This window comes from Bombilactobacillus sp. ESL1092 (genome assembly GCF_058107465.1).
On the sequence record NZ_CM176594.1, the window covers coordinates 392,567 to 415,649 of the forward strand.

A 23,083-nucleotide genomic window follows, 5' to 3' on the forward strand; every position below is an offset into this window, starting at 1 on the left:
ATGTGAGTAACATTTCCAACTCACAACAAGATTATAACAACTTAATTTTTAATTTGCAATAAACAAAACCACTTTTTTACAGAAAAAAATGGTTCATCACAAAATTGTAATGAACCACCAACTATGCGCCACCTGGGAGTCGAACCCAGATCCCAAGAACCGGAATCTTGTGTGCTATCCATTACACTAGCGGCGCAATACATGAAATATATTACACGATGAAAGAACATTTGGCAATACCTAAATAGATTTTTTATTAATTATTTTCAACACTTTAACTGCAGATCTTACCTCATAGTAAAATGATAAGTTTCATTTTGGGTGCTTACTACTTAAATCTATTGATTAGTTTCAAATGATTTTGGAAAATAAATTTCAAGTACTAAAAATGGTGGACAAATCCATTAATGACGGTATTTTTAGCTTTGCAATGGTATCTAATCGTTCTTTTTCTTGAAGCAAAAAACTTTCTTTTCCAATAATGTTATGTATACTATGTTCTTGTAATAAAATTTGGGAGGAAAAATTATGACTAAAAAAATTGGAGTTATCGTCGGTAGTTTACGTAAGCAATCTTTTTCCAAGGCAATCGCTAATGCAATGAAAGAAATGTTTCCTGAAGGCTACGATGCACAATTAATCGATATCAGTGACTTGCCAATCTTCAACCAAGATTTTGAAGATGGTGAATTAGAAGAGCCAGCTAGTTACAGCCGTTTCCGTAATGATGTTAAAGACATGGATGCTATTTTATTCGTTACCCCAGAATATAACCGCAGCACGCCCGCTGTTTTAAAGAACGCCCTTGATGTCGGTTCTCGTCCTTATGGACAAAGCGTTTGGGATAAGAAGCCTGCTGCAGTTGTTAGTGTTTCACCTGGTGCCCCTGGTGCTTTTGGTGCTAATCACCACTTACGCCAATCATTAGTCTTCTTAAACATGCCAACTTTGCAACAGCCTGAAGCTTACCTAGGCAATGTAATGAATTACTTAGATGACAATGGTCAAGTTAATAATGACAATACAAAGCAATTCTTACAATCCATTGTTGATGCATTTGTTGAATTGATCAATCGGTATTAAGATATTCAATCAGAACTTTTTTCAAGTTCGCACATGAAGGACTCTTAGAGTCCTTTTTTTAATAATCAATTTATTACTATTAAGCAATCTGAAAATGAAGTCATGAGAGTTGACTTTTTTTAAATATATGATAAATTAGCAGAGTAATGTATAGAGTGCTAATAAGCAATAGGAGGCTTTTTTATGTTAGTTCCTACAGTTATTGAACAAAATTCACGTGGTGAACGTGCCTACGATATTTATTCTCGTTTATTAAAAGACCGCATCATTATGTTATCGGGCGAAGTTACTGATGATTTAGCTAATACGGTCATTGCCCAACTGTTATTCTTGGATGCTCAAGATTCTGAAAAAGATATTTATATGTACATCAACTCTCCTGGTGGCTCTGTAACCGCCGGCTTAGCAATTATGGATACTATGAATTTTGTCAAAGCCGATGTGCAAACCATTGCTATGGGAATGGCTGCTTCAATGGCTAGTGTCTTATTATCTTCTGGTGCTAAGGGCAAACGCTTTGCTTTACCAAACTCCACGGTCTTAATTCACCAACCTTCTGGCGGCGCTCAAGGTCAACAAACCGAAATTGAAATTGTGGCTGAAGAGATTTTAAAGACCCGCAAACGTTTAAATAAAATCTTAGCAGATAATTCTGGCCAAGATATCAAAACCATTGAACGCGATACTGAACGTGATAACTATTTAACCGCTCAAGAAGCTAAAGATTATGGCTTAATTGATGATATTATGACTAACAATTCAAATAAATAATTGGGCAAATTAATCATTACAAAAAACACGACCTTATGGCCGTGTTTTTTTATTCAATCACTTTACCAACACCTTGTTCAGTAATCACAAAATCAACAGGATAATCTAGCGACGTTACTGGTACTTGTGCGCTTTGCAACTGCGCAAAGCATAATGCCACTGTCGTTGCTGTTAACGACTGTTGTTGTAAATAACGATCATAATAACCGCCACCATAACCCAAACGTTTGCCCACTAAGGAGCAAGTTAAACACGGTACAATCACTAAATCTAATTCTGCTGGAGCAATAATAGGCGCTGTGATTGGTGGCTCTAAAACTCCTAAAGAACTTTTTTGTAGTGCTCGTTGTCCTTGAAACAGTTGCGCTTGCATCCGATGTTGTGCATAAACTCGCGGTAAGGCTATCACCTTCTGCTCACTTTGCGCCACCTTAACCAAAGGCTGCGTCGCCAATTCTGAACCCACGGACCAATAAGTAAAAATCGTGTGACTCATTTGAAACTGTGGCAAATTAATTAACAAGTTCGTGATAACTTTGGTTGCTTGTTTACGATAGCTCGGTGATAGCTGCGCCCGCCGTTTTAAAAGTTCTTGACGTAACTGCGCCTTCTGCTGCTCAATTGCCGTCATAACTATAACGTACTCTTTAACTTAGGATAGCCACTTTGCGCCACCAATTGATCGTATTGCTGAGCAAATTCTTGTTCTTCTTGGTTACGATACCCTTCAAAAAGTACCTCTTTGATATCTTCTTGATTAAAAAAACAAAAATCTTCGGTTTCATCGACACCATTGGGATACAAAACACCCGAATAATCAAAATAACCAATTTGATTTTTCTTTTCTTCAAACAGTGCTGCACGGTTCACGATCATTAAGGGCGTTTCCTGATCACCCTTTAAGGTTACTACTGAGCCAATTGGTAAAATTTTCATATGATTCTCCTTACAATGATGCAATTAAATTATTCAAAAAATGTAAAGCAATGTTATAGCGCATATCGCCTTGATACAAAACATACGTGGTTGCTAACAAACAACCAGCTAAAATATAGGGAATGACTACTAAACTAAAAGCCGGAGCATGCATCAATCCAAAAATTGCACCTGACAAAACAATTGCTAAGACCGTTTGTCCATTATTTTTTAACTTTGGAAAAAAATATTTAAAAAATAATCCACGAAAAATGAATTCTTCGATAATGGGACCAAAAATAATCGTAAACAAGTTCAACATAATTGGCGATTTTTTAGCCAATAAATCCAGTTCTTGTTGATTAGCAGAGGTCGGAAACAAATTACTTAAAAGACCAATCAAGAACATTATAATAAATAAGCCGACAAAAGTAAGCCCCGCATGTTTGACAGGTGGCCAAGTTGTTCGCAAAGCTGGTAAGTGGCGGTATTTATTCCACAATGCAGCAATCAATGCTCCCATCAAGATGAACAATAAGACAAGCAGTAGGATCAATTCTAAGCTTGACACTTGTCGTTGCAATAAGGGGATAGCAATAGGCGTTTGCGCCAACGAATACAATAAAAAATAACCAACTAAAACTGCAATGTGCCGTACATTTCGTTGGCTACTTCTAGTTACTTTCATACAAAATAATCCTCACTTTTTAAAATAATGGAAAACCACTAGTGAGCCAAAAGCCTAAGGTAATGACAATGACAGCTCCCAATAGCATCAGCCATAACCAGTTACTAGTTAATTTATGTTGCTGCTTTTTCGCAAAAGCCATTTCAATAATTCCGATTAAGACCAACGCTGCCAAAAGTTTGATAATTGTTAATAATGGATGTTCATGCCACGGATAAGGTAACATGACTACTCCACTGATTAACAATACTAAATAACCTAGCCGCGCAATCATTGCCCATAATTTGGGATGTTGCCCATTTTTTCGTAAACCACTAATGACTGCAATTATTAAAATTAGTACGACAATTAAATGTAACCAAGGCCAGAACATCTAACTTCACCCTTTCCAATTTAATAACTTTTATTTTAGTAGATCATTGTAATTAAGCAATAATTACACAAAAAATGTTCGCAAATCTTAACAGATTACACGAACATTTTTTATTACTGCAATTCTTCACTAATTAACGCAAATATTTAATCAATTCTCGCGCCCGACGCAAAGAAACATATGCGCTACTACCATCTTGAAACCTTAATTGTTTAGTTTTGTTATCATACTTACAAGGTTGTTGCAAATTGACTAAATAACTCTTATCACTCCGAAACAGCTCTTGATAACGATGTGCCAAATTATTCAAACTACCTAAAAATTCAGTTTCCCGCGTTTTGGTATGCAACAAGACATGACCAGCAGCAACTTCTGCCGTCGTCAGATATAATACCTGATCTAACGGAACCGTGAAATAACGACTACCAATTCGGTAAGAAAACATTCGCTGTTGTGGTTGTTCTATCGCTTGATAGTCCACAATGGCTAAATGTAAATCTTCACGTATTTTGGTTTCAACGCTATCCAAGCCATGATCTTTATCAATAAAATCTAATGGTGCTACTCGCCGTTCAATAGTCATCACGGCTAATTCATCATGGATAGAAATAAAAACAATCTTAGCTTGTGGTAATAAGTGACGAATTTCTACCGCCAATTGCAGACCAGCATGCGTATTGTTATTAATTTCCATATCTAAGAAAAACAAGCCGTAATTGCTATCGCTTTCTTGAGCCATTGATAATAATTCCAGTGGCGATAGTGTCTGACAAATCAACTCCATGTCCATATGATTATCACTAATTGCACTACGAATAATCTTAGCGTACTGTATTTGCTGTTCTTGATTATCTTCAAGCAAATATACTGGGAGCATCACTATCCCTCCTCTGTAATTATTAATGTAATACATAAGTGGTTCTCACCTAGTTGCGTATCTAACCAAAGTTGTTCATCATCTCTAATTAACTGCCGGACATTAGTTAATCCCACACCTTGATGAGCAGCTTTCGTTGTATACCCGGATTCAAATAATTGATGCACATTTTTAATATTCGATGCTGCATTATCAACCACAATCTCGACTTGACCAGTAGATGCCACAAACGAACAGCCAACAACTTGATCTTTTTCTTTTTGTGCTTGTTCAATCGCATTATCTAACAAAATTCCCAGAACTCTAACAACTGTCAAAATATTAACTTGTTGTAATCGAATTTCTTGAGTTAATTCAAGCCGTAATTGAACGCCGGCATGTTGAGCTGTTAAAAACTTTTGGATAACCAAGCCACGAATTGGATCATTTTTTAAATAATCAATATTCGCAATGGTCATCTGCTTCAAATCTTGCTTAATCGGTTGTTGCTTTAGTAGCTCTTGATAATAATCAGTTAATTGTTGATTATTACCATTTTTGACAAAACCTTCTAAACCCAATAACATATTTTGGTAGTCATGCTTAAATTTGCGTAACTCTGAATATTGCTGTTCAATACTAGATAAATCTGCACGCAGTTGGCGATCTTCTCTAACCCTTTGCTCGGCCTGTTGCCGCGCTACATAAGCCTTAAAAAATAGCCAAGCGTAAACTATTGTCCATGTCGCAAAGACCACAAATAATAACAAAATTAATGATAATGCAGTATAAGTGGATTTAACTTTATCACTAGTAACTAAAATAGCTTCTACAATAAGAAACAGCGTAAAAATAAAAATAAACAAGTACTTAGATAAATCCATAGTTTTAAAATAAAATAAAAAATTTGTTATTTTAAATTTATAAAAAGCATCTATGCTTATAAAGCAAACTATTAAAATTAAGGTAATAAAGTTAGCCCAAAATACCACCCCAACATTATTATAAAGATTGTAAACATTAGATATTCTAAATATAAATTGTACAAAAATACTGATAAAAATTAAAAGGACAATAGATACAGTCTTAATAGTATAGCTAAAATAATCCAACTTTTTATATTTAATAAATGAAAAAGATATAGAAGAAATTAGCCATAATAAAAAATACAAATTACCTACTTCACTACCAATACACCCCCAAAAGAATGCTACTAATAGATCCGTAAGAATAAAGTACAAATGATATTTACGATTAAAGTAATGAATAAGATTTAACACCAAATATAAGATAAAAAAATTATCAAAAATATCAACCCATAAATTAACAAAAATCATCTATTATCCATGTTTGTGAATTAAGTGCCATATCCATTCATGAAGTGGTTCATTTGGTGCAACTACCGTTGCCATTGTAGAAGCTTGTGCACCACCGGTAACTTTTTGTAATTCTGTATCTGATAAATTCTTCAACATAATAAATACCTCCCTTATAACTGATATTATAGTCCAAGAATTAAATTAGTCAGCAATATTTTATTAACGCTTACTTTTCGCCCATAATCAAAATCATTTTAATCTATTTATAATCATTTGATTAGATTTTAATTATTTAAAGCCAAAAAATATCTCAACTTTATTTATTCAGCTGCTTTTTCATTAATGATAATCGGGTGGCTAAGGGCGTTCCGGTTAAATCTTTGGTATAAGTCGTCACTTTCTGATATTCTTTACAAATTTGCCGCACAGTTTTTAATTCAGTGGAACTAAGATTCTTATTAAAGACCACAATTAAATCTGCATCCTGAATCTGCTCTGCTAAAACTTGCGGTGCTTCCTGACCAGTTAAGGAGCGATAATCGCCAGCTCTTAAAGTAATTGTATCTTTCGTTTCCGCCAATTTACTACCAATAGTTAAAATCTTTAATCCCTTAAAAAGGGGCTTAAACTTGCGCCGTTTATGTTTAGCAGTGGTCGCTTCGAGCACGGGCCTAGTGATATTTTCAGTATTTGAATATTTCCAAATGATTTTGCCAGATGCTGGATTATTAATTTCGTGGGCATAATCAACCACATCTCCTGCTGCCAATTGAAAAGGTTCAATATCTTCATCAGTTAATAAAATAATCTTTTGCGTTCCAGAATCATCATTAAATTCAATATACAATTGATCAGAATCAGATTGCTGTTGCACTAATAATTGCGACTTAACTTCTCGCACAGCCAACGCGACTTCACGACTACGATCCAAAACTTCAAACTGATATGGTGATTCTACAGTGTTTTGCACATTAACAGTTTCTGATGTCAAAGTGGCGCGGACAAGATCTCCTGAACGTAAATTTAATTGCCGGACAACTGCTTCCGGAACTGGAACAGGTTGAGTTAGATCAAGCATTCCTCCGCGTAATAATTGCTTAAAATATCCCGTAACCTCCTGTGCTTTAGGACCGCCAGCTGATAATTCTGCTGGCAAATCCCGTGCCGATAGAGGCACGTCAGCATCCAAAAAAGTAGCTTTATCAATGGCTGATAAAATATTTAATTGTTCCTGCATCCGCACCACAATAGTTGATAGATTATTTTCATTGATACTTTGGTTAAGGCTACTGATTTCTGCTTGAATTAAATAAATTAATTTGTCTTTTTTCAAAAATTATCCCTTCAATTCATTAATTAAAAAATACACAAAAACTTTATTTTAGTTTAATAATAACATATGTGAACAAATTCAAAAACGAAAGTATTACTTAAAATACAAAATATTTTTAATTGAACCATAAAATAAGCTAACACTTAATCAATTTCAAACTTTTTTGCAATATTTTTTATCACAATTACTGGCTTAAATTACTAAAAAAGCTAGGACCTCTAGTGTCTAATGGTTAGACAGCTTTGATCCTAGCTGTAATTTTTCAATTAATAATTTTACTTAAAAACTGGCAATTGCTTGCTCAATTGGTTGTTCCCCACTACTGAGGTCAAATGCTTGCTTAATCGTGAGCGGATTTTTTAAACAAGCCACAATAGTTGCCGCTACATCAGCGCGGGCAATAGAGCGCAAGCCCGCATCAGTTTGTAAACTCAACCGTGATGCTAGTTGGATACGTCCTTGCCCAACAGCATTAGTTAAAACTGCCGGGCGAATAATCGTATAATTCAAGCCGCTGTGCAGTAGCCATTGATCAGCATAATATTTAGCAGCGTAATAATAATTTCCCGTTGATAACTCCTGCCGTTGATAAGACCATAATCCACGATTGTCAGCTTGGAGAGCACTAACCATCACGAAACGTTGGGTCTGCGCTAACTGAGCAGCTTGAATCATTTTAATCGCCCCATCTAAGTCAATCATCATGGTTTGATCTGCCCCAGTTTTGCCACCAGAACCCGCGGCAAACACCACTGCATCAATATTTTGGGTTGCTTGCACCAGTTGATTTAACTCACCGGCCAAATCAATGAATTGCGTGGCCACACTTTGAGCCTGATAAGCAGCGATTTGCGCAGACTGTCTTAGACCCGCCACAACCTGAATTTGTGGTTCTGACTGTAATTGTTGAACTACTAATCGTCCAATTTGACCATGAGCTCCTACCACTAAAACACGCATTAATTTATCTCCTTAAACTTCTAATCCAGCAGTTCTTTTACTTTTAATCAAATCATTAAGTTTGCGTAAGCGGTGATTAATTCCAGACTTAGAAATTGAGCCACTGGGTACTAGCTGTCCTAATTCGGTTAGAGACATCTCCGGATTAGCTAAACGTAATTCCGCAATTTCCTTAAGCTTCGGGGGTAACGTTTCTAAGCCAAAATTATCTTGCCAAAATTTAATATTTTCAACTTGCTGACTCGCCGCCTTAATTGTTTTATTAATATTGGCATTTTCACAGTTGACTAAACGATTAACCGAGTTCCGCATATCGCGCACAATGCGAATATCTTCAAACTTTAACATTGCTGACGTGGCGCCAATCACCCGTAAAAAGTCCGAAATTTTTTCAGCTTCTTTCAGGTAAACAATATAACCACTGCGCCGAGCCGTCGCCCGCGCATGCAAGTTAAATTGATTCATCAATTGCAAAATTCCCTGATTCTGATCTTCATATAAGGAATAAATTTCTAAATGATAACTAGAAGTTTCCGGATTATTGACACTTCCCCCCGCTAAAAAGGCTCCCCGCAAATAGGACCGTGCGCGTTGTTTGGAATTCAGCACATCTGCTGGGATATCAGTCCGAATTTGAAAGCCGTTAACTTCTACAATACGTAAATCGGCTAAAATAGGCTGCACCTGCCGGCGCAAGCGTACAATATACTGATTATTCTTTTTCAATTTCATTTTGCGACGAACCACTAGATCCGCCTCCACGGTATACAACTGTTGCAATAACGCGTAAATCCGCCGCGCAATCGCGGGATTTTCTGTTTGAACATCCAAAATAAAATGATGATCAACTAACGATAAACTGCCATTCATTCGAATTAAAGCCGATAATTCGGCCCGCGCATGCTCTGGATGAACTTCTAGACTAGTTAATTCTTTTTTGACAGTGCTGGCATAAGAAGCCATCAGACATACCACCTTTTTTACATACAAAACTCATTTTTATTGTTTTCTAGTGCCCGCTTGAAAAGCCAAGTTTAACAATTCTCGCGCCACTTTATCACCATCATGAAAGGCACCGCCATCATGCAACGATAAATAATCATCCGTAATGACACGACAGCCTTGTTGCCGTAAGCCTGCAAAATCCGACTTAACTTGCGCCAAATATTCATTGTATTTTTCATGATCCATATAATCACTCGGAACTGGCTTACCATTAACTAACACGGTGTTAATATAGTGCCCGCCCAAATGACGATTCAACACCCGCACATGATCTGCATCTGTAAAATTAACAGTTTCGCCAATCTGCGTCATAATATTACAAATATAAACCACTTCTGCTGAAGTTTGTTGCAAAGCCTGCTGCACATTACTAATCATTAAATTCGGTAAAATACTCGTAAATAAACTTCCCGGTCCTAACACAATCACATCGGCCTGCATAATAGCTGCTAAGACCGGCAAAACTGCCGCGGGCTTTTGCTTGGGATTATTGGTATCACTCACCCAGACGCGTTGAATATTTTTACCTGCGTAAGTAATTTCGTGTTCACCAGCTAATTGCGTACCATCTGTAAATTCAGCATGCAAAGTCAGTGGTGAATTAGATACTGGAAAGACGTGTCCTTCCACCTCCATCATTTTGGCCAACTGTTGCACTGCATCAAAAATATCATTTTGATACATTTCTGATAAAGCCGCAATCACCAAATTGCCAATCGCATGCCCCGCCAAAAAAGAATCATCACTATTAAAGCGATATTGAAAAACGTCTAACGGTAATTGCTCCCAATTAGACAAAGAAACTAACACATTACGAATATCTCCTGGGGGAACCACATTAATATAATTACGAATAGCTCCGGAGGAGCCACCATTATCTGCTACAGTCACTACGGCTGTGATGTCAGCATTTAATTGCTGTAAACTGTGTAGGATAACAGGTAAGCCTGTTCCACCACCAATTACCGTGATTTTAGGCTTCCGCCCTTTAATAACCTTGATAGTCTTCGTAGTATCTCTCATGAACGATTCACCGACTCCTTATGTCGATTGATATCTCGATGATCAATTTTGACATCATAATTTAATTGTTGTAAATCTTCTCCTAATCGTTGAGCGATGGCGACCGAACGGTGCTGGCCACCAGTACAACCAATGGCAATTGTCAACATCGTTTTGCCTTCTTGTTGATATTGGGGAATGATCGTTTTCATTAAAGTAAAATATTGTTGATAAAATTGCTGTGCCGCGGTTTGGCTAAAAACATAAGCCGCAACATTTTTTTGAAGCCCCGTTTGTTGCCGCATCACTGGATCATAATACGGATTTGGTAAAAAGCGCACATCCATCATATCATCTGCATCAATAGGCACACCATACTTAAAGCCAAAGGACATGACCACAATATGAAACGGCGTTACTTGTTGTTGATCAAATTGATGAAAAATTTCGGCGCGTAATTGGCGCGGTGTTAAATTAGTGGTATCAACGATTAAAGCCGCTCGTTGGTATAGTGGCTTTAATAAACGGCGTTCTTTGACAATGCCATTAATCAAGCGTCCTTCCATAGCCAATGGATGTGAGCGTCGAGTTTCTTTGTAACGTGCCACTAACTCTTCATTAGTCGCATCTAAAAATAAAATTTTTGTTTGAATCGTTGAGTAATCTTCTAGTCCCGTTAAACTACTCAAAAGCTGATCATAAAAAACCTGTGACCGTAAATCAATGACTACAGCAATTTTGTTCATATTACCTGCTTCTTGAACTAGCTGAATAAATTTACCTAATAAAGCTGGTGGTAAATTATCAATGCAAAAATAACCCATGTCTTCAAAAGCCTGAACCGCTACTGTCTTACCAGCACCGCTCATTCCGGAAATAATTACTAAATCCGTCTTTTTTTGTTGCTTAGTCACTCAGTCATCCGCTCCTTTACTCGCCACTAAGTTGCAGTATCTATCCTGACAGCAAAATTTTTACTGACAAGTCCTAGCAAATTTAAACTTCAACTACTCTTACTGAAATTAACAAACTTATTATAGAGATTATTTTATCAATTAACAATTCTTATCGATTAAATAATTAGCCCGTAGTATTAAAAAAACTTGGATATTAATCCAAGTCTTTTGCCCGTGGTGTTTGTTCTAACACAGGTTGCAAATAATGCCCGGTATATGAATGCGGATTAGCAGCTACTTCTTCTGGGGTTCCTGTGGCCACAACTTGACCACCCAAGTCACCGCCTTCAGGTCCTAAATCAATTAACCAATCTGCCGATTTGATGACATCCAGATTATGTTCAATCACTAAAACGGTATTTCCTTGATCTACCAAGCGTTGTAAAACCGCCAAAAGACGTTTGACGTCATCAACGTGTAACCCAGTTGTCGGCTCATCTAAGATATAAAAGTTTTGCCCATCAACTTTCTTGTATAGTTCAGAAGCTAGTTTCATCCGTTGAGCTTCACCACCAGACAAAGTTGTTGCTGATTGGCCCAATTGGACATAGCCTAGCCCCACATCAACAATCGTTTGTAACTTCCGCTTAATCTTTGGTAAATGATCAAAGAATTCTAAAGCTTGCATTACCGTCATTTTCAACACGTCAGCAATCGTCTTGCCTTTATAAGTTACCTCCAAGGTTTCTGAATTATAACGGGTCCCATGGCAAACTTCACAAGGAACATAAACATCTGGTAGGAAATTCATTTCAATCTTAATAATGCCGTCACCTTTGCAGGCTTCACACCGACCACCTTTGACATTGAAAGAAAACCGGCCCTTTGTATAACCCCGCACTTTGGCTTCGTTAGTTTGCGCAAACAAGCCCCGAATATCATCAAAGACCCCTGTGTACGTTGCAGGATTACTCCGGGGAGTGCGACCAATCGGGCTTTGATCAATATTAATTAAAGATTTTAGATGTTGATAACCCGTAATACTTTGATATTGACCGGCGCGTTGCGAATTATGATTGATTTTTTGAGCTAAAGCGCGTTGTAAAATCGTATTAACTAATGATGACTTGCCGGAACCCGAAACACCAGTCACCGCAATAAATTTGCCTAGCGGAAATTGTACATCAATCTTTTTTAAATTATTTTCCGCCGCACCAGTTACTTCAATATATTGCCCATTACCTGCGCGCCGTTGTGCTGGTAAGGCAATATATTTTTTACCAGCTAAATACTGTCCTGTCAACGACTGCGGGTTCGCCTGAACCTCTGCCGGCGTTCCTGCTGCCACAATCTGGCCCCCAGCAGCACCAGCGCCTGGACCGACATCAATCAAATAATCAGCTTGCCGCATCGTATCTTCATCGTGTTCCACCACAATGAGCGTATTGCCTAAATCACGCATCTTTTTTAAGGAGCGAATTAAACGTTCGTTATCCCGTTGATGTAAACCAATGGAGGGTTCATCTAAAATATACAAAACCCCGGAGAGGTTGGAACCAATTTGCGTGGCTAAACGAATCCGCTGAGCTTCACCACCAGACAAAGTTCCCGCTGCTCGTGATAAAGTTAAATAGTCCAAACCGACATTTTGTAAGAAGGATAAACGATCAATAACTTCTTTTAAAATTGGTTGCGCAATCACCTGATTTTGTGGCGACAGCTTAACACTTTGAAAGAACGGCAAAGCTTGTTTGATGGCTAAATCGGACACAGCGGCAATATTTTGACCATTGACTTGAACGCACAGGGCTTTTTGGTTTAACCGTTGCCCATGACAAAGCGGACATTGTAGCTCTGTAAAATATTTCCGCATCACTTCCCGCATAAAAGCACTGGAAGGTTTTTCATACCGGTGTTTAATATTAGGAATGACCCCCTCAAAATAGGTATCAACATCACGGACACTGCCAAAATCATTATCAAAGTGTAAATGAATTTCTTGTTGATCATTACCATATAAAACGGTCTGTTGTTGTGCAGGTGATAATTTGGCAAAAGCCACATCTTGAGGAATTTGCAACTGCTCACAAACTTGTTCCAATACCTGTGGATAATATTGAGAATGCTCTGGACTCCAAGGAACAATTGCCCCTTGTGCAATCGTCAAATCAGGATCAGGAACCACCAATTGGGGATCAACTTCTAGTTTCATCCCCAAACCATCACATTCCGGACAAGCACCAAACGGAGCGTTAAATGAGAATAAGCGCGGTTCCAACTCGCCAACGCCAAAACCACATAAAGGACAGGCATAGTGCTCTGAAAACACTAACGCCTTTTGACCAATCACATCGGCGGTCATATAACCATCGGATAACCGTAAGGCCGATTCAATCGAATCAAACAGCCGCGAACGAATCTGTTCTTTGATAACTACCCGATCCACCACAACAGAAATATCGTGTTTTTGATTTTTGTTGAGCTCTAGTTGTTCATTAACTTCATGCTGCTCGCCGTCAATTAAGACACGGACATAACCTTGCTTAGCAATTTTGACCAAAACTTTTTTATGCTGGCCTTTTTTGGCACGAATAACTGGCGCCAAAATTTGCACCTTGGTACGTTCGGGTAATTGTAATAACCGATCAACCATTTGTTCCACTGATTGACTCGTAATCGGTGTTCCATCATTCGGACAAATCGGAGTCCCGACACGCGCCCATAATAATCGTAAATAATCGTTAATTTCAGTGACAGTGCCGACGGTAGAACGCGGATTTTTGGATGTTGTTTTTTGATCAATAGAAATGGCGGGACTTAAGCCATCAATTGAATCCACATCCGGTTTATCCATTTGTCCTAAAAATTGGCGGGCATAAGAAGATAAACTTTGTACATACCGTCTTTGTCCTTCAGCATACAAAGTATCAAAGGCTAAAGAACTTTTACCAGAACCGGATAAACCGGTCATGACCACTAATTTATTGCGTGGAATTGTGACGTCGACATTTTTTAAATTGTGCGAACGGGCACCGTGAATGACAATATTTTCGTTTACCATTAATCAATCTCTGCTTTCAATTCTAAAATTGTATCGCGTAAATTGGCTGCTTGTTCAAAGTCTAATTTTTTGACAGCTTGGTTCATTTGATCAGTCAATTGCGTCAACAGTTCTGTCTGATCCTTTTTGGTCATATTATTAAAATCAAACGGATCTTGCGTAATTGCTTGTTCTTGACTGCTACTATTATCAACAGTCTTTAAGGCCGTAATCGCTGCGCGAATTGGCTTTTGAATTGTTTGTGGTTGAATATGATGGACTTCATTGAAATGTTGCTGAATTTGCCGCCGCCGTTTAGTTTCTTCAATCGCTACTTTCATTGAATCGGTGATATGATCAGCGTACATAATGACATGACCATGAACGTTCCGCGCAGCCCGTCCAATCGTTTGAATTAACGGCCGTTCAGAGCGTAAGAAACCTTCTTTATCAGCATCCAAAATTGCAATTAAGGACACTTCTGGTACATCAATGCCCTCACGCAATAAATTAATGCCAATCAATACATCGTATTTGCCTAACCGCAGATCCCGAATAATTTCCGTGCGTTCCAAAGTTTTAATATCACTGTGCAAATAGGCCACTTTAATGCCCAAATCTTTTAAATAATCGGTTAAATCTTCAGCCATTTTTTTAGTTAAAGTCGTCACCAACGTCCGTTCGTGTTGCTCAATACGCTGATTAATTTCCCCTACTAAATCATCAATTTGGCCCATAATCGACCGTACTTCTATTTCAGGATCTAACAAACCAGTCGGACGAATTACTTGTTCCACCACTTCGTTAGTTTGTTCCATTTCGTAAGGACCCGGCGTTGCAGAAACGTACAAAATCTGATTAACATGCTGTTCAAATTCCGCTAAAGTTAACGGGCGGTTATCCAAAGCACTTGGCAAGCGAAAGCCATAATCAACCAGCATCTGCTTACGGGCGCGATCACCATTATACATACCACGAATTTGCGGCATCGTCACATGAGATTCATCAATCATAATGTTAAAATCATCGGGAAAAAAGTCAAGTAATGTAAACGGAGGTTCGCCTTCGCTACGCCCTTCCATGTGTCGCGAATAATTTTCAATGCCTGACGTATATCCCATTTCTCGCATCATTTCAATATCATAATTAGTACGCTGCTCCAAGCGTTGGGCTTCCAGCAATTTACCAGCCTGTTTTAATTCTTTTAAACGTTGGTCCAATTCCAAAGAGATGCGTTCTAAAGCGGCCTGCATTTGTGTTTCATTAGTCATAAAATGCGTTGCCGGAAAGATCGAAACCTGCGGACGTTCGCCAATTAATTCCCCAGTTAATGGATCCATTTCTAAAATCCGGTCAATTTCATCGCCAAAAAATTCAATGCGTAAAGAATGATCATCGCGTGACGCTGGAAAAATATCGACCACATCACCGCGTACCCGAAAACGGCCCCGCTGAAAGTCAATATCATTACGTTCAAATTGATTATTAATTAAGTTCTTGAGTAATTCATCGCGACTAATCTCTTGCCCCGACCGCAAGGAAATGACACTTTGTTGATATTCCCGCGGATCACCTAAACCAAAGATACACGAAACGGAAGCAACCACAATCACATCATTACGTTCTAGTAATGCCGAAGTCGCCGCATGACGTAATTTATCAATTTCATCATTAATACTGGAGTCTTTTTCAATATAGGTATCACTAGAAGGCACATAAGCTTCTGGCTGATAATAGTCATAATAACTCACAAAGTATTCCACCGCATTATGAGGAAAGAATTCCTTAAATTCACCATACAACTGACCAGCCAGCGTTTTATTATGGGAAATCACGATCGTCGGTTTGTTCAATTTTTGAATAACATTGGCCATGGTAAAAGTTTTTCCAGTTCCGGTAGCTCCTTTTAACACCTGCGTACGGTTACCCTTTTGAAAATCTGTTACTAATTGATCAATAGCTTGTTGTTGATCACCTGCCGGCTGATACTTAGAAACTAATTCAAATTGATTATCTGTTATCCGATCAATCACTCTGAGTCCTCCTTAACATCAATACGAGCATTCTTTTCGTCTCAAGTGCGACTCACTTTAAATCTTTAAAGTCAAAAAAGCCAAATTCTAAAGGATAAACTTACTTTAGTAATTTGACTCTTCATAAAGTTTTTAACCTAGTGGTTCATATCATACCACTCCGAACATATTTTCGCCATTAACATATAACCTTAAACTAATCCGCAGTCAAAAAGTTTTAAACTTAGTCATACCACGCATTAACCACTTGAGCGTAAGCAGCTAATTTAGCATCAGCCGTGGCCTGGTTATCGGCACAAACTCCCACATAATTTTTAATCTTGGGTTCTGTACCCGATGGCCGCACCGCAATCCAAGTTTCATCTGCTAAGATAAATTTCAAGACGTTGGACTGGGGCAGATTTAATGTTGCTTGGGTTCCATCAGAATTTATTTGTTGACCACTTTGAAAATCTTGGACACTAACAACAGCGGTCCCATTAATGGTTTGGGGCACTTGCTGACGAAATTGTTGCATCAAAGTCTGCATTTGCTGTACACCGTCGACACCAGCAAACGTCTTCGCAATCGTTTGTTCTTTAAAGTAACCGTATTGTTGGTAGATTTGTTGTAGGCCATCATACAAAGTCAAATTCTGACTCTTATAATACGCGGCCACTTCAGCTAATAATAAACTAGCTTGAATCGCATCTTTATCCCGGACAAACGGTTGAATCAAATAACCATAACTTTCTTCAAACCCAAATAAAAATTGATGTTCCCCCGTTTGTTCAAATTGTTGAATTTGCTCCGCAATAAACTTAAAACCAGTCAAAACGTTAATCATTTGGACTTGATAATGATTGGCAATTTTCGTTGCTAATTCGGTAGAGACAATTGATTTAACCACTGCCGCATTCTTAGGTAATTGATGCAAGCGTTGCTTAGTCTTTAAAATATATTCCAACAAAACACAAGCAATTTGATTGCCCGTCATTAATTGGTAATTGCCATCTGGTTGCAAGACAGCTGCTCCTAGGCGGTCGGCATCGGGATCTGTTGCGATTAAAACATCAGCCGCACTCTTTTGACCATCGCGAATCGCTAGATTAAATGTTTCCGCGAATTCCGGATTTGGAAATTGAACCGTGGCAAATTCGGGATCTAAAATCGCCTGTTCACTCACTAACTGCATATTTTTCAGTCCAGCTTGTTCAAAAACGCGACCCGCCAACATTTTACCCGTTCCATGCAATGGCGTATAAACAAATTTCATTTGCGAATAATCAGCCAGTAACTGGCGGTCAATTGAAACTGCTTGAATAGCTTTGAGATAAGCTTGATCTACATCTTCGCCAATCATTGTTAATAAATGTTGCTGCCGTAATTCATGTAAGTCCGCCACAGCAATTTGAAATAAATCGGCTGCTTGGCGCACATATTTGGTAATCAAATCTGATTCTTTCGGTGGCATTTGCCCACCATCAGGACCATAAATTTTAAAGCCATTATAAGGGGCCGGATTATGGCTGGCCGTTATCATAATGCCTGCATAAGTTTGCAAATGCCGGACGGCAAATGACAATTCCGGTGTCGGTCGCAAACTGTCAAATAGGTAAACTGGGATTTGATGTTGACCTAAAACCCGCGCCGATTCTTGTGCAAACAAAAGAGAATTGTACCGAGAGTCAAAACTAATGACCACGCCTTTGTTTTTTTCTTGTGGTGTCAAAGTATCCATCAATTTGGCCAAACCTTCTGCTGCTTGGCGAACAGTATATAAATTCATCCGATGAATGCCTGGGCCCATTAACCCCCGCATGCCAGCCGTTCCAAATTCTAATGGTTCATAAAAAGCGGCTTCCAATTGTTTCGTATCTGTTGCTAATTTCGTTAATTGTTGTTGTAAAGTCGGATCCAAATGCGGATATTGTGCCCATACTTGATAATTATCTTGCCAACTCATGGTTCAGCCTCCACCTTGTTAGTTATTTAAAGCTTCCTAATTCATTATACCGTTCAACTAAGAAAAGTGGTTACGACAACTTAATTATTCTAAATGAAAAAACGCGACCGTTCCAAATATTTAAGAAATAATTTAACTGCTGGGAGTTTTGTTAAAACAATGATGCTGAATTTTTATCTCGGTGCCCTTTACTTTTCGAGTGGCTAACTTAAGAAATTAATTCAACTCAATTTTTATTCGTCATTAAATTATTCGAACTTAAAAATTCAGTTAATATTTGAAAAGCCAATTTCTTATCTCCAACTTGGCAATGTCTAGCACCGCCACTAGCCTCCGTTAAAATTTTCACCGTCAGAGATCTGGCATTAACTAGACCTGCTGCTTCTTTTAAAGTAACAGCTGCAGGAACGTATAAATCTTTAGTCCCGCCTATTAATAATACATCTGCTATTACTTCATCTAATACTCCCTTCAAGGTATAATTTAAAGCCTCTTTTACAAAATCAACAGGCTGCTTAGTTAACGTAATATCCATGCCTTTTTGCATTTTAAAAGCTAAATCAACATTATTATTGGATAATTTAACCAAAAAGTCATTAAAACTAGTCGCAATTTTCGGATCATCTAAATGGTCTAAATATTGGCTAGCTTGGGGCAACTTCATTACCAATGCATCACTTAAATTCAACATTGCATCATAGGCAATCACGCGCCGAATTCGATGATCTTTAGCAGCGGCTCGCACGGATAAATATCCGCCCAAAGACATTCCCAATAAATCAGCTGAGTCTAATTGATAATAATCAAGCAAATACCCAACGGGTTCTTCCCACTTAGAAGTTAAAGCTAACCCTGAACGTAAAGCTCGTCCTTGACCAGGACCTTCAAACAAAACAAAATTATAATTTGGTAATTGATCATCTAAACCGTATTGAAAGACTAAACGAAGCATTTCTTCCAAATAAGAATCGAAACCACCATGAAATAGTAAAGTTCTTTGCGCATGCGGATGATTGATTCGAACTACTGGCAAAATACCTTTTTGATAAGGAACATCTTCAGAAATCAAGTTAGTGGTGTCAATACTGTGGTAAAAATTATCAACATATCCTCGATAAGTTGCTTGCTTGCGTTCATCTTGCTCAGTCAAAAAGAAATCTGCCAACTGGTAATAAGTCGAAGCTAAGCCATAATCTTTCATTTGCTGAGTTGCTGTGGCTTTTTGTGCCGTCTTCATTGCTAGCTGATTCCAAGTTTCATACCAATCTTGACGACTTTTAATCTGCAAAGCTGTTCGTGCAATAACCTTTTGTACTGCTACGTCCTTTTCATACGGTTCTAAAAAACGATTAATTTGAAAATTAAATTGCTCATTGTCCATATACTTTTGATACATTGTCGCCACTCCTTTCTAACACAAATGAATCGTATCAGTAATAGTTTTTAAATGCAAGTACTTGCTCTCAAAAAAGCTACAAATACTAATTGATACCAAAAAAGCCGCGTACAAAAGTTAAAAACTTTTCCACGCGACTTGCTCTTATAATTCAAATAATTAACTAAACTAGCTATTTTTCATCAGCCAAAGTTTGTAAATAATTAAAGACATTTTGACCTGCTAAGCCACCATCACCAACTGCTGTGGTAATTTGCCGCAAAGTCTTTTTGCGCACATCACCCACCGCAAAAATTCCTGGGACTGGGGTTTGCATTTGATCATCCGTAATAATCCAACCAGCTTCATCAGTAATCTTTAAGTCACTGAATTGCTGTGTATTAGGTTGGATACCAACATAAATGAACACACCACTAGCTGGTAGCACTTGCTCGGCACCAGAGATTTTATCACGGTATTTCACACCAGTGACTTTTGCTTGGTCGCCCTGAATCTCCTCCACGTCGGCATTCCAAATAAACTTAATTTTGTCATTCGCAAAGGCCCGCTTTTGTAAAATTGGTTGGGCCCGTAGTTGGTCTCTCCGGTGTATGATGGTGACTGATTTAGCTAGTTGAGTTAGATAAATTCCCTCTTCAACAGCAGAATCACCACCACCAATGACCGCTAAATCTTCATTTTTAAAGAAAGCCCCATCACAGACAGCACAATAAGAGACACCTTTACCGGAATAATCTTCTTCGCCAGGAACCCCGATTTTTTTATACTCTGAGCCAGTAGCAATCACTAAAGCTCCCGTCTTAAAAGTTTCATCGCTGGTTTTAACGATTTTATAAGATTGATGATCCTCAACATCCGTCACCATTCCGTATTGATACTTGGCACCAAATTGAATAGTTGAATGATACATTTTTTCACTTAAATCCGGTCCCATAATGGAATCAAAGCCGGGATAATTTTCCACCTCGGCGGTATTGTTCATTTGCCCGCCGTAAATGCCCCGATCTAAAATTAAGACTTTCAAGTTAGCCCGTGAAGCATACAAAGCGGCCGTTAAGCCGGCAGGTCCCGCGCCAATTACAATTACATCATATTCTTGCATTTGAGCCACACTTTCTACTTTTTATCACATAATAATCATAAGAGTTAAATTGACCAAAAGCTAGTATTGTGCTTTCCACTAACGTTGATAGGGAAATTTTAAGCCACTTCCGGCCAAATAATCTGGTGGTTGCACTTTTTTACGCCGATAATATATTAGGACACCAGCGCCAATAAACAAAACTAACGACAAAACTTGAGAAACTCTTAAAATGTTCAATAAGTATAAACTATCAGTCCGCATTCCTTCAATAAAAAAGCGGCCAAAAGAATACCATAATACATAACTTAAAAAGACTTCACCTTGCTTAAACAAATGCGGTCGGTGACGCAAACTCAATAGTAAAATCACACCGACTAAGTTCCACAATGATTCATATAAAAACGTTGGTTGGCGATAAGCCCCAGCAATATACATTTGGTGAATAATAAATGGTGGTAGATGTAAAGCATGCAAAAAATGTGCTGAAGTCACTGCACCATAAGCTTCTTGATTCATAAAATTGCCCCAGCGCCCAATCAGCTGTCCCACTAATAAACTCGGCGCAGCAATATCTAAGATTAACCAAAACGGTAGTTGTCGAACATAAGTAAAGATAATTGCCACAATAAAAGCAGCAATCAAGCCACCATAAATGGCAATACCGCCATGCCAAATCTTAATAATTTCACTCGGATATTTCGAATAAAAAGACCATTGAAACACCACGTAATAAATACGTGCACCAATGAGTGCAAACGGAATTCCCCAGAGCACTAGATCAATTAAGTCATCCTTCATAATTTGCCGTTTAGGAGCTTCGTTTAAAGCTAACAAAACTCCTAAAATCGCACCACAAGCAATAATGACCCCATACCAATGGATCTCAAAGGGGCCAAATTGCACAAAAATTGGATTTAAAGCTAAACTCATACTTACTCACTTTCTGAATGTTCTTTGATTAAATTATTTAATTGTTTTTCAAAGCGGGCGGCAGCATCATATCCTAATTTTTTAGCCCGATAATTCATAGCAGCCACTTCAATAATATTAGAGATATTTCGCCCGACTTTGACCGGGATCACCATTGAAGGTACATCAACATCAAAAATCCGTTCCGTTTGATTGTCTGTCCCAATCCGATCATAATTCTGATCTTCTGACCAAGCGCTTAGATTAACAATTAATTGCACTTCCATAGAGGTTCTGACCGCACTTGCGCCAAACAAATTCATCACATCAATAATGCCAATTCCGCGTACTTCCATTAAATTTTTTAAAATTTGGGGAGCTTCACCAACTATCGTATGCTCATTTTGTTGGTAAACATCGACGCGATCGTCCGCTACTAGACGATGACCATTTTTAATTAATTCTAAGGCTGTTTCACTTTTGCCAATCCCGGAATCACCTTTAATCAAGATTCCTAAGCCATAAACATCAATCAAGACACCGTGAATACTTTTCCGGGGCGCCAAAACCTTTTCTAAATATTGCGTAATAATGTTGGAAACTCGAGTGGTCGTTAAAGGTGAAGTCAAAATAGGAATACGATGTTCTTTCGCGGCACGCTGCATCTCCGTTGATGGCTGAATGCCTCTAGAAAAAACAAACGCTGGTGTTTGATCAGTCGCCATTTCTCGTAAAATATGGTAACGATTCTTGGAAGTCATTGATTGCGCATAAGAGGTCTCCGTCTGACCAAATAATTGAACCCGTTCCGCCGGATAATAATCAAAATAACCAGTTAGTTCCAATCCTGGTCGAGAAATTTCACTTTCTGTAATATTGCGTTCACTTAAAAATTCTGCTCCACTGTAAACTTGAATATTCGTATGATCGATTAAATCTTGAACTGTTACCATCAATTAAATCCTCTCTCAACTTTATCTTTGAAAAACATGATAACCAACAAATGAATTTGCAAATGACATTAGAACAGCCGTCAACATTGCGGCTAAAAAATTATGAAATACAAAACCTGGAACTAAGGTGGCAATGATCTCTAAAGTTAAGGCATTAATGACAATCGAAAACAAGCCAAAGGTCAGTAGCGTAATTGGAAAAGAAATAATCTTCAGTAATGGCTTAATTGTTAAATTCAACAAAACTAGAACAAAACCAGCGATTAAAGCAGTAATCCAATCACTCAGATAAAACAGTGTTGGCAGGACTTTGGCAATGGCCATAAATAGCAAAGTATTAATCACGGTCTGATAAATTAATTTCAAAGCTCGGCTCTCCTTAACATTATTTTTTCATTATAGCATATCCCGCATACATCACCGTGGTTCTGTTTGAACAACGTTCGAATCATTTTTGCTCCAATTGAAAAGCAATCATTTTTTCAATGGCAATAATAAAAAAAAGCTGATCTCAACTTGTAT

At 38.1% G+C, this 23,083-nt stretch carries 22 protein-coding genes and 1 tRNA gene; 2 read left to right on the plus strand and 21 right to left on the minus strand.

What is annotated here, in order from left to right; translation table 11 throughout:
* Positions 1-124: 124 nt before the first annotated feature.
* Positions 125-196 (minus strand) — tRNA-Arg (locus AC3B6Y_RS01975).
* Between the two features lie 332 nt (positions 197-528).
* On the opposite strand from AC3B6Y_RS01975, the gene AC3B6Y_RS01980 reads away from it, so the two are divergent.
* Both AC3B6Y_RS01980 and clpP read left to right on the plus strand, forming a co-directional pair.
* Positions 529-1,083 carry an NADPH-dependent FMN reductase gene (locus AC3B6Y_RS01980; RefSeq protein WP_489790254.1) on the plus strand — a complete coding sequence of 185 codons (555 nt, stop codon included), beginning with the start codon at positions 529-531 and terminating at the stop codon, positions 1,081-1,083.
* Positions 1,084-1,266: 183 nt separating this feature from the next.
* On the plus strand, positions 1,267-1,854 hold the full coding sequence (gene clpP / locus AC3B6Y_RS01985; protein ID WP_489791223.1) for an ATP-dependent Clp endopeptidase proteolytic subunit ClpP: 588 nt from the start codon (positions 1,267-1,269) through the stop codon (positions 1,852-1,854).
* Between the two features lie 49 nt (positions 1,855-1,903).
* On the opposite strand, the gene AC3B6Y_RS01990 is transcribed toward clpP, so the two are convergent.
* From AC3B6Y_RS01990 to AC3B6Y_RS02085, 20 genes are all read right to left on the minus strand, one after another.
* Complete coding sequence (locus AC3B6Y_RS01990; protein ID WP_489791224.1) at positions 1,904-2,485, minus strand: 5-formyltetrahydrofolate cyclo-ligase; 582 nt, start codon at positions 2,483-2,485, stop codon at positions 1,904-1,906.
* Between the two features lie 2 nt (positions 2,486-2,487).
* The gene (locus tag AC3B6Y_RS01995) at positions 2,488-2,790 is read right to left on the minus strand and encodes a DUF4176 domain-containing protein (RefSeq protein ID WP_489769630.1); all 303 of its coding nucleotides are present in this window, start codon (positions 2,788-2,790) and stop codon (positions 2,488-2,490) included.
* A 10-nt stretch (positions 2,791-2,800) separates the two neighbouring features.
* The gene (locus AC3B6Y_RS02000) at positions 2,801-3,457 is read right to left on the minus strand and encodes a CPBP family intramembrane glutamic endopeptidase (RefSeq protein WP_489769629.1); all 657 of its coding nucleotides are present in this window, start codon (positions 3,455-3,457) and stop codon (positions 2,801-2,803) included.
* Positions 3,458-3,476: 19 nt separating this feature from the next.
* The gene (locus tag AC3B6Y_RS02005) at positions 3,477-3,830 is read right to left on the minus strand and encodes a YisL family protein (RefSeq protein ID WP_489758279.1); all 354 of its coding nucleotides are present in this window, start codon (positions 3,828-3,830) and stop codon (positions 3,477-3,479) included.
* Between the two features lie 133 nt (positions 3,831-3,963).
* A complete protein-coding gene (locus AC3B6Y_RS02010) occupies positions 3,964-4,707 on the minus strand; it encodes a response regulator transcription factor (protein ID WP_489769628.1) in 744 nt (247 codons plus the stop codon).
* 2 nt (positions 4,708-4,709) lie between these two features.
* Positions 4,710-5,570, minus strand: coding sequence for a sensor histidine kinase (locus AC3B6Y_RS02015; protein WP_489791225.1), 861 nt, complete (start codon positions 5,568-5,570; stop codon positions 4,710-4,712).
* A gap of 456 nt (positions 5,571-6,026) precedes the next feature.
* A complete protein-coding gene (locus AC3B6Y_RS02020) occupies positions 6,027-6,161 on the minus strand; it encodes a bacteriocin (RefSeq protein WP_489769626.1) in 135 nt (44 codons plus the stop codon).
* A 160-nt stretch (positions 6,162-6,321) separates the two neighbouring features.
* On the minus strand, positions 6,322-7,338 hold the full coding sequence (locus AC3B6Y_RS02025; protein WP_489791226.1) for a hypothetical protein: 1,017 nt from the start codon (positions 7,336-7,338) through the stop codon (positions 6,322-6,324).
* 279 nt (positions 7,339-7,617) lie between these two features.
* Positions 7,618-8,298, minus strand: coding sequence for an SDR family oxidoreductase (locus tag AC3B6Y_RS02030; RefSeq protein ID WP_489791227.1), 681 nt, complete (start codon positions 8,296-8,298; stop codon positions 7,618-7,620).
* A gap of 12 nt (positions 8,299-8,310) precedes the next feature.
* The gene (whiA, locus tag AC3B6Y_RS02035; protein ID WP_489758273.1) at positions 8,311-9,261 is read right to left on the minus strand and encodes a DNA-binding protein WhiA; all 951 of its coding nucleotides are present in this window, start codon (positions 9,259-9,261) and stop codon (positions 8,311-8,313) included.
* Positions 9,262-9,297: 36 nt separating this feature from the next.
* Positions 9,298-10,326, minus strand: a complete 1,029-nt coding sequence (locus tag AC3B6Y_RS02040) for a gluconeogenesis factor YvcK family protein (protein WP_489758272.1) — start codon at positions 10,324-10,326, stop codon at positions 9,298-9,300.
* On the minus strand, positions 10,323-11,219 hold the full coding sequence (gene rapZ / locus AC3B6Y_RS02045; protein ID WP_489769622.1) for an RNase adapter RapZ: 897 nt from the start codon (positions 11,217-11,219) through the stop codon (positions 10,323-10,325). Before rapZ ends, AC3B6Y_RS02040 begins: the two co-directional genes overlap by 4 nt.
* Before the next feature lie 196 nt (positions 11,220-11,415).
* Entirely contained in the window at positions 11,416-14,262 is a 2,847-nt protein-coding gene (gene uvrA / locus AC3B6Y_RS02050; protein WP_489791228.1) for an excinuclease ABC subunit UvrA, read from the minus strand.
* Entirely contained in the window at positions 14,262-16,274 is a 2,013-nt protein-coding gene (gene uvrB, locus AC3B6Y_RS02055; RefSeq protein WP_489791229.1) for an excinuclease ABC subunit UvrB, read from the minus strand. Before uvrB ends, uvrA begins: the two co-directional genes overlap by 1 nt.
* 223 nt (positions 16,275-16,497) lie before the next feature.
* The gene (locus AC3B6Y_RS02060) at positions 16,498-18,219 is read right to left on the minus strand and encodes a phospho-sugar mutase (RefSeq protein ID WP_489769620.1); all 1,722 of its coding nucleotides are present in this window, start codon (positions 18,217-18,219) and stop codon (positions 16,498-16,500) included.
* A 226-nt stretch (positions 18,220-18,445) separates the two neighbouring features.
* Entirely contained in the window at positions 18,446-19,615 is a 1,170-nt protein-coding gene (locus AC3B6Y_RS02065) for an alpha/beta fold hydrolase (protein WP_489769619.1), read from the minus strand.
* A gap of 172 nt (positions 19,616-19,787) precedes the next feature.
* Positions 19,788-20,726 carry a thioredoxin-disulfide reductase gene (gene trxB / locus AC3B6Y_RS02070; protein WP_489758266.1) on the minus strand — a complete coding sequence of 313 codons (939 nt, stop codon included), beginning with the start codon at positions 20,724-20,726 and terminating at the stop codon, positions 19,788-19,790.
* A 69-nt stretch (positions 20,727-20,795) separates the two neighbouring features.
* The gene (lgt, locus tag AC3B6Y_RS02075) at positions 20,796-21,629 is read right to left on the minus strand and encodes a prolipoprotein diacylglyceryl transferase (RefSeq protein WP_489758265.1); all 834 of its coding nucleotides are present in this window, start codon (positions 21,627-21,629) and stop codon (positions 20,796-20,798) included.
* Between the two features lie 2 nt (positions 21,630-21,631).
* Positions 21,632-22,561: an HPr(Ser) kinase/phosphatase gene (gene hprK / locus AC3B6Y_RS02080; RefSeq protein WP_489758264.1), complete on the minus strand. Its 930-nt coding sequence runs from the start codon at positions 22,559-22,561 to the stop codon at positions 21,632-21,634.
* 21 nt (positions 22,562-22,582) lie between these two features.
* On the minus strand, positions 22,583-22,927 hold the full coding sequence (locus tag AC3B6Y_RS02085; protein WP_489758263.1) for a phage holin family protein: 345 nt from the start codon (positions 22,925-22,927) through the stop codon (positions 22,583-22,585).
* Positions 22,928-23,083 lie beyond the last annotated feature (156 nt).